The sequence below is a fragment of the Duganella sp. AC917 genome (assembly GCF_979258245.1).
Genome location: NZ_OZ409848.1, coordinates 4,260,229 through 4,272,897, shown reverse-complemented (window position 1 = coordinate 4,272,897; position 12,669 = coordinate 4,260,229). Strand labels below are relative to the sequence as shown.

General features: G+C 65.1%; 13 protein-coding genes. 6 read left to right on the top strand and 7 right to left on the bottom strand.

The features are described from left to right. Window positions 1-6: 6 nt before the first annotated feature. The 7 genes from ACZ0BA_RS18575 to argS are packed head-to-tail and all read right to left on the bottom strand — an operon-like array spanning window position 7 to window position 6,322. Complete coding sequence (locus ACZ0BA_RS18575; RefSeq protein ID WP_463452685.1) at window positions 7-699, bottom strand: SPOR domain-containing protein; 693 nt, start codon at window positions 697-699, stop codon at window positions 7-9. Window positions 700-719: 20 nt separating this feature from the next. Continuing rightward, window positions 720-1,490, bottom strand: coding sequence for a type III pantothenate kinase (locus ACZ0BA_RS18570; RefSeq protein ID WP_463452684.1), 771 nt, complete (start codon window positions 1,488-1,490; stop codon window positions 720-722). Further along, window positions 1,487-2,329, bottom strand: coding sequence for a biotin--[acetyl-CoA-carboxylase] ligase (locus ACZ0BA_RS18565; RefSeq protein ID WP_463452683.1), 843 nt, complete (start codon window positions 2,327-2,329; stop codon window positions 1,487-1,489). Before ACZ0BA_RS18565 ends, ACZ0BA_RS18570 begins: the two co-directional genes overlap by 4 nt. After that, window positions 2,326-3,105: an SDR family oxidoreductase gene (locus ACZ0BA_RS18560; protein WP_463452682.1), complete on the bottom strand. Its 780-nt coding sequence runs from the start codon at window positions 3,103-3,105 to the stop codon at window positions 2,326-2,328. Before ACZ0BA_RS18560 ends, ACZ0BA_RS18565 begins: the two co-directional genes overlap by 4 nt. 49 nt (window positions 3,106-3,154) lie before the next feature. Further along, window positions 3,155-3,838: a thiol:disulfide interchange protein DsbA/DsbL gene (locus ACZ0BA_RS18555; protein ID WP_463452681.1), complete on the bottom strand. Its 684-nt coding sequence runs from the start codon at window positions 3,836-3,838 to the stop codon at window positions 3,155-3,157. 21 nt (window positions 3,839-3,859) lie between these two features. Continuing rightward, window positions 3,860-4,591 (bottom strand): SPOR domain-containing protein, encoded by a 732-nt coding sequence (locus ACZ0BA_RS18550; protein ID WP_463452680.1) that lies wholly within the window; start codon window positions 4,589-4,591, stop codon window positions 3,860-3,862. A 21-nt stretch (window positions 4,592-4,612) separates the two neighbouring features. Then, the gene (argS, locus tag ACZ0BA_RS18545; RefSeq protein ID WP_463452679.1) at window positions 4,613-6,322 is read right to left on the bottom strand and encodes an arginine--tRNA ligase; all 1,710 of its coding nucleotides are present in this window, start codon (window positions 6,320-6,322) and stop codon (window positions 4,613-4,615) included. 246 nt (window positions 6,323-6,568) lie between these two features. On the opposite strand from argS, the gene rsmB reads away from it, so the two are divergent. The 6 genes from rsmB to ACZ0BA_RS18515 all read left to right on the top strand — a co-directional run bounded on the left by rsmB (window position 6,569) and on the right by ACZ0BA_RS18515 (window position 12,562). Further along, the gene (gene rsmB / locus ACZ0BA_RS18540) at window positions 6,569-7,999 is read left to right on the top strand and encodes a 16S rRNA (cytosine(967)-C(5))-methyltransferase RsmB (protein ID WP_463452678.1); all 1,431 of its coding nucleotides are present in this window, start codon (window positions 6,569-6,571) and stop codon (window positions 7,997-7,999) included. Then, on the top strand, window positions 7,992-8,660 hold the full coding sequence (locus ACZ0BA_RS18535) for a DUF4390 domain-containing protein (RefSeq protein ID WP_463452677.1): 669 nt from the start codon (window positions 7,992-7,994) through the stop codon (window positions 8,658-8,660). Before rsmB ends, ACZ0BA_RS18535 begins: the two co-directional genes overlap by 8 nt. Then, window positions 8,661-10,961, top strand: a complete 2,301-nt coding sequence (locus ACZ0BA_RS18530) for a sensor histidine kinase (RefSeq protein ID WP_463452676.1) — start codon at window positions 8,661-8,663, stop codon at window positions 10,959-10,961. Window positions 10,962-11,023: 62 nt separating this feature from the next. Next, a complete protein-coding gene (locus tag ACZ0BA_RS18525) occupies window positions 11,024-11,734 on the top strand; it encodes a response regulator (protein WP_463452675.1) in 711 nt (236 codons plus the stop codon). Between the two features lie 4 nt (window positions 11,735-11,738). Then, window positions 11,739-12,191 carry a GTPase gene (locus ACZ0BA_RS18520; protein WP_463452674.1) on the top strand — a complete coding sequence of 151 codons (453 nt, stop codon included), beginning with the start codon at window positions 11,739-11,741 and terminating at the stop codon, window positions 12,189-12,191. Between the two features lie 113 nt (window positions 12,192-12,304). After that, window positions 12,305-12,562 (top strand): BTH_I0359 family protein, encoded by a 258-nt coding sequence (locus ACZ0BA_RS18515; RefSeq protein ID WP_090316980.1) that lies wholly within the window; start codon window positions 12,305-12,307, stop codon window positions 12,560-12,562. Window positions 12,563-12,669 lie beyond the last annotated feature (107 nt).

The following is a 12,669-nucleotide window of genomic DNA, read 5'->3' as shown; positions in this document are numbered from 1 at the left end:
TAAACCTTATCTGCAGCTATGGGTTTGCGTATTCGGGAAATCGGCGCGGATCTTTTCCAGGTTGGCTTGCAATTCCGCGTCGACGTCGCGGAACTGGAACGCCAGCAGTTTGCTCCCGCTCATGCGCGGGGTGACGCGGGCGGTGCGCACGCCTTGCTTGACCAGCGCCGCAAGCTGGTTCTGCGCCGCCGTTTCGGTCTTGAACACGCCCAGCGAGATCGCCCAGCGCATCGGCGAGTTGTCGGACATGACGAAGTAGTTGGTCACTCCCATCCCTCGCAATTCGGCCGCTTTCTTGTCGGCGGCTTCCTTGCTGCCCATCGGCGGGATATGCACGATGTAGCTCGAAATCTCGGTGCCCGGCAGGTTGCGGCGCGATTGACGGTCGCCCAGGTTCAACGCGGCCAGACGCGCCTCGAACCGGCGCGCGTCGGCGATGACGAAGCTGCCGATCTCCACGCATGCCAGCGGTTGCGGCGCGGCTTTGCCGTCAACCGGCGCAGTGGCCGCGTCGCCCGCCGGCGCGTGGCCGGCGCTCTCCGCCGAAACGATCGTCAACTGATTGGCGTTGAGCTGATTGCGAAGGCGCGCCGGTTCGCGCTCGTTGCCGCTGAAATGACCGAGATAGCCCTGTCCATACGCGAACAGCGTGGCGTTGACGGCTAACAGCGACCAGAAAATAAACTTCAGCACGGGCATCCTCGGTGGGCCAATTCGATTCAGTCGGTCGGCGCGGCGCCGACGGCGGCGGCGGCGTGCAGGCCTATCAACACGATATTTTCGACGATACGGTGCGGCACCTTGAGCATCGGCGCGATGTAGGGCGCCGCGCCGCCGGAGATGATGCATTCCACCGCCTGGTGCCGCGCAAACGCGTGCTCGATGGCGCCGCTCTGCGCGGCCAGGCAGCCGCTCAAAATGGCGTCGTCGGTATTGTCGGCGAATCCGTCAGGCAGCTTACCGTCTTGCGCAATTTGCGGCAACTGCGCCGTGTTGCGCGCCAGCGAGCTGGCCATCAGCCCCAGGCCGGGCAGGATCATCCCGCCCAGGAACACGCCGTCGGCGGTGATGGCGTCGATGGTGGTGGCGGTGCCGCAGTTGGCGACGATGATCGCGCGCCCCGGCGCCAGCGTGTGGCCGGCGATGGCGGCGGCAAAACGGTCGCAGCCCAGTTGCGCCGGATTGCGGTAGCCGTTGGTCAGCCCCGCCAGCGATGGCCGCGATTCGAACCAATCTATAACCTGCGCCATGGCGGGGAAGGTCCGCCGCAGCACATATTCCAGGTGCACCCGCAGCGCGTTGCCGGCCACGTTGGCGATGAGGATACGCTCGATCGGGCCCTGGCCGACCGCCTCGCTCCAGATCAGCTCAAGCTGCGTCAGGTCGGCGTGGACCACGGCGCCATGCGCCAGCCACGCGCCGGAAGGTGCGCCGGCTTCCGCCAGCGCCCATTTGACGCGGGTGTTGCCGGCGTCGATCAGTAAAATCATGATAATCCGATGGAGGAGGGGATGTTTGATGACAGGCGCAGCGAGACATCGCCGGACAGCACCTCGACCCGCCCGTGTTCCGTGTCGAGCATCAGGCGTCCGATGGCGTCGACCCCGGCCGCGCGGCCCTGCTGCAACACCTGCCCGTGATCGAGGATGACGACCTCCTGTCCCTGCCACGCGTGCAGCAGGTTCCAGCGCTCGGTGAACGGGGCGAAGCAGGTATCGTCGAATTCGGCCAGCACGGCGGCCAGTCGGCTGAGCAGGGCGGCCATCAATTCGTTGCGGTCCATTTTTGCCAGCCACGGCGCGGCGGCCACCGCGCGGCCGATCTGTTCTTCCAGTTCGTCCGGCATCAGCAGGTTGATGCCGACGCCGATGACGGCCCACACGGCGCCGTCGCCGTCCCTGCGGGCGGACTGGGTCTCGACCAGGATGCCGGCCAGCTTTTTACCGTCGCGCAGCAGGTCGTTCGGCCATTTGATTTGCACCGGCACGCCCAGCGAGGCGATGGTTTCGGCCAGCGCCACGCCAACCGCCATCGGCAGGCCGGTCATGCGGTGCAGCGGTCCCTTGAAGCGCCAGGCCAGCGAGAACATCAGCGCGGCGCCCGGCGTGGACAGCCAGCTGCGGCCGGCGCGGCCACGGCCGGCGGTCTGGTTGCCGGCGATGCGCAGCAGCGGGCCGTCGAGCGTGTCGATGCGGGCCAGCAGGTCGGCGTTGGTGGAGCCGGTTTCGGCGACGACTTCGATCGCCACATGGGTGGCGCTGGTGGCGCAGCGGGCGGCGATGGCGTCCGGCGATAACGATGGAGATAACGATGGAGATACAGTGGTCATGGTGCGGCCTTGCGCGGTTTGTGCGGCGCCTTGGCAAAGGCGAAATCGTAGACGGCGTTCGGCAGCAGGCGCAGCACCTTGGCGACCACGCCCATCTGCCACGGGATGACGGCGTAGCTGCTGCCGGCGGCGATGGTGCGGGCGGCCCTGGCGGCGAATTTCGCCGGCGCCATCAGGAACGGCATCGGATACGGATTCGCCTTGGTCATTGGCGTATCGATGTAGCCGGGGCAGAGCGTGACGACCTTGATGCCGTAGGGTTTCATCTCCAGCCGCAGCGATTCGCAGTAGCTGATCACGGCCGCCTTGGAGGCGCTGTACGCCTCGGCGCCTGGCAGGCCGCGTATGCCGGCCACGCTGCCGATGCCGACCAGCCGCGCCGGCGTGCGCTGCGCACGCATCGCCGCGATGAATGGCGCGAAGGTGGCGGCGGTGGCGACCACGTTGGTGGCGATGATGTTGTCGAACACCGCGATATCCTCGGCGTACTCGGTCAGGGTGCCGACCGAGATGCCGGCGTTGGCGATGACCACGTCGATGCCGCCCGCATGCGCGAGGAAGTCGCGCGCGGCGGCCGCGATGGCGGCGTGGTCGCGCACGTCTACGACGTAGACGCGGTGTTTTTCCGGATGGGGGAGGGAGGCGACCAGGCTGTCGAGCGCGTCGCCGCGCCGGCCCAGCAGTCCGAGGACCGCGCCTTGCGACGCGTATTGCACCGCCAGCGCGGCGCCGATGCCGCTGGAGGCGCCGGTGATGAAGACGCGTTGACCGCTCATGCCACGCGCGGGGCCGAAGCCGTTGTCAACGCGTCCTTGGAAAGCATGCTTACTTCTTTTCCGCTTTCGCTTTCGCGACCAGGATATCCATCACCTGCAGGCCCTGGGTATGCAACTGGGCTTCGCTGGTGGCGCTCTTCGATCCTTCGTCGGACATCGACGGCGACGTCACATACTTGCCGTCGATGGCGAACATCGGCCACGAGTCGACGCCGTAGGTATCCATCATCGCCGTGGCCTTGCGGATGCGGGCCTGCACGCCGAAGCTGCGATAGGTGTCGATGAATTTCTGGCGGTCGATGCCCTGCTTGGCGATGAAGTCGAACACCATCTCGTCGCGGTTCATGCGGTTGCGGTTGACGTGCATCTCGGTGAAGATCTTGGTGTTGATCGCCTCGTTCATCAGCCCCATGGCTTCGAGCGTGAAGAACATTTTTTGCTGCGGCAGCTCGGTGCCGGTGCGCGAGATGTGGGTGCGCTTGAAGACGATGTTATCGCCCTGCTTTTTGACCCAAGCGGTCAGCGACGGGTCCAGCGCGTGGCAGTGCGGGCAGGCGTAGTCGAAGAATTCGATCACTTCCACCTTTTTGCCGGTATCGACCGGCTGCGGCGTCGGCAGGGTTTTGTATTCGACGCCGTTCTTCGGCTCGGCCGGGGATGCGGAAGCCGACATCGACGACAAGGCGACGGCGCTCAGCACCAGCGTACTCAAAACGTATTTCAGAATTCGCATCATTACTCCTGGCTTGGTTCGTTACTTTTGATTGCGTACGACTGCGACGTCGACGCCGTTTTCAGACAATTTGCTGCGGACTTTGTTCATCGCCTCGACCTGGTTGAACGGGCCGATGCGAACCCGGTGCAGCACGCCGGTGTCGGTGGTGCGGTCCGACAGGTTGGCCTCGAAGCCGAGCAATGCCAGCTTGGCGCGGGCGCTTTCGGCGTCCGCCACTTCGCGGAATGCGCCAGCCTGCAGATAATAGATGTACTTTTCGTCGCCGCCGCTGGCCGGCGCGGTGGCGCTTGCCGCCGGCGCCGCCGTATTCGCCGGCGTTTTGGCGACCGGCGTCGGCGTCACGTTCGATGCCGACGGCACGGTTTTCGGCTTGTCGGCGGCTGCGCCCTGGATGCGGTCGACCACCGCCTGAAGCGGATCGGCCGCCGGCGCTTTTGGCGCGGCTGGCGCTGGCGCGGGGGCTGCGGGCGCCGCCGGCGCGGTTTGCGGATCGCGGCCCAGGTCCTTGGCCGCGGCGCGCGCTGCTTCCTTGCTGCCGTACATAGGTTTGTTCGGATCGGCCGCCTGGCCCGCCGTCGTTTCCGTACTCTTGTTGCTGCGCCCCTTGTCGGTGAACGGGGAGGCCCCCTTGTTGATCACCAGCGCGACGACGACGGCGACGGTCAGGCCGATGACCAGTCCGATGACGATGCCGATGAAGGTGTTGCCCTGTTGGCGCGAACGCGGAGTGAGACGGGTACGGAAATTCATTGTGCGGGATATCCTTCGCAATTACATTTTGTTGGGAGCGGAGACGCCGATCAGCGCCAGGCCGTTTTGCAGCACCTGGCGGGTGGCGACCATCAGCGCGATACGGGCCGCCTTGAGCGCCTCGTCGTCGACCAGCACGCGTTCGGCGAAGTAGAAGCTGTGCAGGTTGGCGGCCAGGTCGCGCAGGTAGAACGCGATCTGGTGCGGGCCCAGTTCGGCCTGCGCGCGCGCCAGCGTCTCCGGGTACGCGGCCAAGGTGGCCAGCAAGGTCGCCTCGGTCGGCGCGGTCAGCGGCGACAGGTCGACATCGGCCAGCGCGGCGACGTCGCCGGTGAACTGTTCGAGCATGCGGCAGATGCGCGCGTGCGCGTACTGCACGTAATACACCGGATTTTCATCCGAGGTTTTCAGCGCGACGTCGACATCGAACACGAATTCGGTGTCGGCCTTGCGCGAGATGAGGAAGAAGCGCACCGCGTCGCGGCCCTTGGTGATGTCGCCGCCGCCGGACCATTCGATCAGGTCGCGCACTGTGACGTAGGAACCGGCGCGCTTGGAGATCTTGACCTCCTCGCCGCCTTTCATCACGGTGACCATCTTGTGCAGCACATAGTCCGGGAAACCCTGCGGGATGCCGACGTTGACCGCCTGCAGGCCGGCGCGCACGCGGGCGATGGTGCCGTGGTGGTCGGAACCCTGGACGTTGATCGCCTGGCCGAAACCGCGCTGGAACTTGACGATGTGGTAGGCCACGTCCGGCACGAAGTAAGTGTATGTGCCGTCCTTCTTGCGCATCACGCGGTTCTTGTCGTCGCCGTAGTCCTCGGTGCGCAGCCACAGCGCGCCTTCCTCTTCGTACGTCTTGCCGGATTTATTGAGCATGTCGACGGCCGCGTCGACCTTGCCGTCTGCGTACAGCGACGATTCGAGGTAGTAGTTGTCGAACTTGACGCCGAACGCCTGCAGGTCGATATCCTGCTCGTTGCGCAGGTAGGTCACGGCGAAGGCGCGGATCGATTCGATGTCGTCGATGTCGCCGGAAGCGGTGGCCGGCGCGCCGTCGGAGGCGGAAACGGTCTTTTTGGCCTTGAAATCCTCGGCGATGTCGGCGATGTAGTCGCCGTTGTAGGCCGATTCGGGCCACTGGGCGTCGCCCGGCTTGAAGCCGCGCAGGCGCGCCTGGACCGAATTGGCCAGCGTCTGGATTTGCACGCCGGCGTCGTTGTAATAGAACTCGCGGGTGACAGCGTAGCCCTGGGAGCCGAACAGCGACGACAGCGCGTCGCCCAGCGCGGCCTGGCGGCCGTGGCCCACATGCAGCGGGCCGGTCGGGTTGGCCGAGACGAATTCGATGATCACGCTCTTGCCGGCGCCGGCGTCGCTGCTGCCGTAGGCGGCGCCCTGCGCCAGCACGGCCTTGACCACGGCCTGTTTGGCGGCGGCGCTCACGCGCAGGTTGATGAAGCCCGGGCCGGCGATGTCGGCCGATTCCACCAGGCCCTTGCCGGCCGGGTTGGCCAGCAGCGCCTCGACCACCTTGGTGGCCAGTTCGCGCGGGTTCATTTTGAGCTGCTTGGCCAGTTGCATGGCGATGTTACAGGCCACGTCACCGTGCGACGGGTCGCGCGGGCGCTCCAAAACGACGTTGGCGGTGATGTCCGTACCCGCCAGTATCGGTGCGAGGGCGGCCTGGAACAGGGCGGTGATATCTTGTTTTTGTTGGGCGAGCATGAGCGAAATGGCGGCCGGGCCGCGCTAAAAAAATCATCTGAAAGCGAAAACGGCCGGCGCTCTGGCACCGGCCAAACAGTGACCATTATACTGGTTTGCACGGCGCCGGTGAGGGTGCTCTAGCGCTCGCGCTGCCGTGGCGCTAACCGACTTTTACATTCTTGTCGGCGACTTGTCATATGCGCTGCTGTGGCACTACTGTATACTGCGCGATCACGGCTGCCGGCCGCTTTCTGGAATTAGCATATGAACAAGCAGCGCCCGACGCTCTCACTGAAGTCACCCGCCAAGGCGGCAGCGCCGAAGCTGCGCGCCAGCCATGCGCGTGACCTGAAACCGGCGTTGCAGACCAGCTTCCAGACCGGCTTGCGGCCCGATTCGCTCGCTTTCAGCCTGATCGGCGCCGCCCACGCGGTGGCCCAGGTCCGCACCGGCACTAATTTGCCGCAGGCGCTGGCCCAGGTCTGGGCGAAGTTAGAGGTGAATCGCGAGGCCAAAAACGACCTCACCCCGCAGGCGCGCGGCGCCATGCAGGACATCGCCTACCGCTGCATGCGCCAGCTGGGCCAAAGCGAGACCTTGATCGCGCTGATGGCGCCCAAGGCGCCGGACCCGCTGGTCGGCGCGCTGCTGGCCTGCGCGCTGGCCCTCATCACCGCGCCGGACGCCGTCAAGCCGTACGAGGAATTCACCGTTGTCGACCAGACCGTGACGGCGGCCGACGCCCATCCGGACACCGCGCGCGCCAAAAACATGGTCAACGCCGTGCTGCGCCGCTTCCTGCGCGAGCGCAAGGCGCTGCTGGAAACCGCGCTGTTGCAGCCGCTGGCCAAGTGGAACTACCCGCAATGGTGGATCGACGCGGTGCGCGCGGCCTGGCCGCAGGACTGGCAGGCCGTGCTGACGAGCGGCAACAGCGCGCCGCCGCTGACGTTGCGCGTCAACGTCCGCAAAACCTCGGTGGAACAGTATCTGGCGACCCTGGCGCAGGCCGGCATGGACGCCACGCAAATCGGCCCTTACGCGGTGCGGCTGGCCAAACCGGTCGGCGTGAGCCAGATTCCAGGCTTCGCCGACGGCCTGGTGTCCGTACAGGACGCCGGCGCCCAACTGGCCGCACCGCTGCTGGACGTGCAAAACGGCATGCGCGTGCTCGACGCCTGCGCCGCGCCCGGCGGCAAGACCGGCCACATCCTCGAGCTGGCCGACGCCGATGTGACGGCCCTGGACGCCGACCCCAAGCGCCTGGCGCGGGTCGACGAAAATTTGCAGCGATTGCAGCTGAAAGCCGCATTGCAGGCGGCCGAGGCGCAAACGTCGACCTGGTGGGACGGCAAAAAGTTCGACCGCATCCTGGCCGACGTGCCCTGCACGGCCTCCGGCATCGTGCGTCGCCACCCGGATATCCGCTGGTTGCGCCGCAAGGGCGACACGCTCCAACTTGCAACACTTTCGGCCAAAATCCTCGACAACCTTTGGCAGATGCTTGCCCCGGATGGTAAATTGCTGTTCGTAACGTGTTCCTTGTGGCCGCAGGAATCGGAAGCGCAGGCGGCCGCCTTCGCCGTGCGCAACAATGCGGTGCGGCTCGATGCGCCCGGTCAGTTGCTGCCGGCCGGCGGTGACGGCCAGGACCACGATGGTTTGTTCTACGCGCTTTTCCAGAAAAATGCGTGAGCGTTTTTCCGGTTTTTTTGCCCGTTTTTTAGCAATACTCCCTGTCGCACCCCCGCGTATTACGCACCTATTGAGCACCGGCCCACACGTGATACAACGATTTTTTCGCCTGCTGATCGGGCCCTTGCTGCTGATACTGGCCTGCGCGCTGCCGCAGGCGGCCAGCGCTGCCGACGGCGTCGAGATCAAACGGGCCTACGTGGAGGCCACCGACGAGGGCTACCGCCTGTCGGCCAATTACGGCTTCGACCTCAGCCATGGGCTCGAAGACACCCTGCAATACGGCGTGGTGCTGTATTTCACCACCAGCATCGAATTCACCCGTCCGCGCTGGTATTGGTTCGACGAAAAGGCCATCGTTGCGCGCCAGACCATCAGCCTGTCGTACAACGTGCTCACGCGCCAGTACCACGTGGCCGTCATCGGCAGCGTGCGGCAGAGCTTCTCCTCGCTTGACGACGCGCTGTTCCTGATCCGCCGGCCCAACCGCTGGATCGTCGCGCCGCGCGGCGCGCTCAAGGTCGGCGAGACCTACAGCGTCAAGCTGAGCATGGGACTGGACCCGAACTACCTGCCCAAACCGATCCAGATCAACGCCCTCAATAATAATGAATGGCGCCTGGCGTCCGACAAGAAAACCTTCCTCTACAAGGCCGAGTAAGTGAGCACAGCGCTCCGGTATTTTGCCGTCATCGGCGGCGCCGTCGTCAGCATCCTGCTATTCCTGCTCGCCTCGGCATCCGACAATTCCGGCTTTTTCGACCGCTACTACGCCTGGCTGCTGGGCCTGAACGCGGCGGTGGCCGTCGCGCTGCTGCTGCTGGTGGCGGTGTCGCTGTTCCGGCTGTACGGGCGCTACAAGAGCGGCAAGTTCGGCTCCAAGCTGATGACGCGGCTGGTGCTGCTGTTTGCCGCCGTCGGCGTGCTGCCGGGACTGGTGATCTTCCTGGTGTCGGTGCAGTTCGTCTCCCATTCGATTGAATCGTGGTTCAACGTGCCGGTCGAGGAGGCGCTTGAGTCGGGCATCAACCTGAGCCGCGAGGGCCTGGATCGCGCCCTGAACGAGCTGACCGCGACCGCCGCCCGCACCACGCAGCGCCTCGCCGGCGAGGGCGACGGCACCGAACGGCTGATCCTGGCGCAGCTGGTCAAGGAGCAGCCGGGCATGCAGAACGCAATCATCGTCGACGCCGAGGGCGGGCTGGTGGTCAGCGCCCGCGCCAGCCGCAGCGGCAACCTCAGCGCCGACCTGCCGACCCGCGAAATGATGGCCAAGGCCAAGAGCGACGACGCTTACGGCGCACCCGAGGGCGGCAACGAGCTGCGCAGCGACCTGGTCGACGCGCCGGTCAACGCCCAGGACAGCATCAGCCAGCTGCGCCTGCGGGTGGTGATGGCGATTCCCGACCAGGTGCGCGCCAACGGCACCCAGCTGGCGCCGCGCTACCTGCAACTGATCCAGCTGGCGCCGGCGCAACTGGCCGCCGACGGCGAAACCATCCGCAGCGCCTATTCCAATTACAAGGAGCGCTTTGTCGCCCGCGTCGGCCTGCGCAAGATGTACATCGTCACCCTGACGTTGACCTTGCTGCTGGCCGTGTTCGGCGCCATCGCCAGTGCCTTCCTGATTGCCAGCGATCTGGCGCAGCCGCTGCTGCTGCTGGCCGAGGGGACGCGCGCGGTGGCCGAGGGCGACCTGTCGCCGCGCCCGATCGTCGCCACCTCCGACGAGCTGGGCACGCTGACGCAGTCGTTCAACACGATGACGCGCCAGCTGTCGGACGCCCGCAGCGCCGTCGAACGCAACCGCGCGGCGCTGCAAAACGCCAAGGCCCACCTGGAATCGGTGCTGGCCAATATGTCGGCCGGCGTGATGGTGCTGGACCACGAGTTCCATCTGATTAGTTTCAACGATTCGGTCGAGCGCATCCTGCAGCAGGCCGGCGTGACGATGATAGGCCGCAAGCTCAACGAGGTCGAGGGCATGCAGGAATTCGGCGCCGCCATCGTCGCCGCGTTTGCCGCGCAAAGCGCGCAGTCGGCCGCCGGCCGCAACCTGCAGCGCATGCACTGGCAGCGCCAGATCGAGGTGCCGCGCCGCTCGGCCAGCCTGGACGACAACGACCTGACGTTGCTCACGCGCGGCTCGCGCCTGCCGATCGAGGGCGGCATCGGCTACCTGGTGGTGTTCGACGATATCTCCGACGTGATCTCGGCGCAGCGCTCGATCGCCTGGGGCGAAGTGGCGCGCCGCCTGGCCCACGAGATCAAGAACCCGCTGACGCCGATCCAGTTGTCAGCCGAACGCCTGCAAATGAAACTTGAGGGTAAGCTGGCTGCGGACGACGTGCTGCTGCTGAACAAGGGAACCGCCACCATCGTCAACCAGGTGGCGGCGATGAAGCGCATGGTCGACGATTTCCGCGACTACGCGCGCACGCCGCCGGCGGTGCTGGAACCGCTCGACCTGAACGCGCTGGTCGAGGAAATCCTGCATTTGTACGTCAGCGGCGAGGGCGACGACATCATCCATCCGCAGCTGGCCGCCGGCCTGCCGCTGGTGATGGGCGACGCCACGCAACTGCGCCAGGTGATCCACAACCTGCTGCAAAACGCGCAGGACGCGATGGCCGAGCAGGCGGCCGGACGGCCCGACGTGCAGCCGCGCATTGACGTCGTCAGCGAAGCCATCCATTATCAGGGTGCGGACGGCAGCACGCGCGTGGCGGTACGGTTGGGTATCGTCGACAACGGCCCCGGGTTCGCGCCCAAGATCCTGGCGCGCGCGTTCGAGCCGTACGTGACGTCGAAGGCGCGCGGCACCGGCTTGGGTTTGGCGATGGTGAAGAAAATTATCGACGAGCATGGCGGCAGGATTGATATCCAGAATCATGTCGATGGAAGTGGCGCGTCAGTATTGATTTTGCTGTTAAAGTTAGCACCGACGACGCACAATGCGTAAAGTGAAGTTCAATACAAAATCATTTGCCGCATCGATGGCGAAAATGAGGAAGGCAAGGGAAGATGGCAAACATTCTGGTAGTGGACGATGAGATGGGTATCCGCGAGTTGCTCTCGGAAATCTTGAGCGACGAGGGACACGCAATACAGCTGGCCGAGAACGCCCAGCAGGCACGCGAAGCGCGCGCCGGCGGCGCACCGGATCTGGTGCTGCTCGATATCTGGATGCCCGATACCGACGGCGTGACCTTGCTCAAGGAATGGCAGCGCGACGGCCTGCTGACCATGCCGGTGATCATGATGTCCGGTCATGCGACTATCGATACGGCAGTCGAGGCCACGCGCATCGGCGCGCTCAATTTCCTGGAAAAGCCGATCGCGCTGCAAAAGCTGCTCAAGGCGGTACAGCAGGGGTTGACGCGCGCGCAGGAAACCGTGCGCGCGCCGGTGCTGGCGCCGCGTCCGGCGGCGGTGCAGCAGGAGGAAGCGCCCAGCGCCGGCTTCAACGCGCCGAACCCGGCCGCGGCGATCGCGGTGCGTGGCGGCGCCACCATCGCCGGCGCCGACAACCACATGTTCAACCTGTCGTTCGACCTGCCGCTGCGCGAGGCGCGCGACGCGTTCGAGCGCATGTACTTCGAGCACCACCTGGGTCGCGAAGGTGGCAGCATGACGCGCGTGGCCGAGAAGACCGGTCTCGAACGCACCCACCTGTATCGCAAGCTCAAGCAGCTGGGCGTCGAGCCGGGCAAGCTGGCCAAGAAAAACCTGTAACGCCGTGAGCGGTGTGGATGCCACCGGCGCCGGCGCTGCCGTGCGGGCGCCGGTGCCGACCTGGCTGGTTACCGGCGCGCGCGCCGGCGTTCGCGAAGCCGCCATCGCCGCCCGCCTGGGCAGCGAGGGCGCCGACCACGCACGGCGCGGTGTGGAATTGCCCACTGTTATCATTCTGGAAGGCTTGTCGGACGGCGGTTCGGCGCTGGCCTTCGATCCCGCCGACGGTCCCGTCGGTGTTGCTCCTGTTCCAAAAGTGTTGCGAATTGCCCCAGGCTGTCTCCATTGCAGCGGGAATCTCGTTTTGCGGGTAACATTGAATCGTGTGTTGCGCCATCCACCAGCGCAGCTCTACATCAGTCTGGCCACTGCTGAACACCTCGAACTGCTGCGTGCATGGCTGTCCGAGCCACCGTACGGCGACCTGCTAGACTTGCAATCCGACATCGCGGCCTAAGCCCTGCCTGCAGATCGGGTCCTGTTCTTTAGACTTGAATCGTCCACTTTAAGCCCCATGTGGGTTAGGAAGTGAAACCAAGCAGTGTTTCGCCCCTGAAGAAAGGAAGCAAAATGAACCTCATCTATAACAGCGAGCAATACAGCGTTGTCGAATTCGGCGCCGATCGTAGTCTGGATGCATTGCGCTTTGGCGGCTATGAAATCGTCGACAAAGGCGGCAAGCGGGAGATCTTTATCAACGGTATCCTGGCGCAGAATTTCCGCCGCGACGTCAACGAACTGATCGCCGGCGAGCCGACCATGGCCGAGATCGATGAATTTTTAGGCAGTTACGACGAACTCATGAGTCATCCGGTGTTGTTGCACTGATAACGTTCGGGCGCCGAGCGTGGTTGGCTTAACAGGGCGGGTCATCCTCGGGTGATCCGCCCTGTGCATTTCGGCGTTGGGTGTCGCTCTTCCGGCATTGGTTTTTC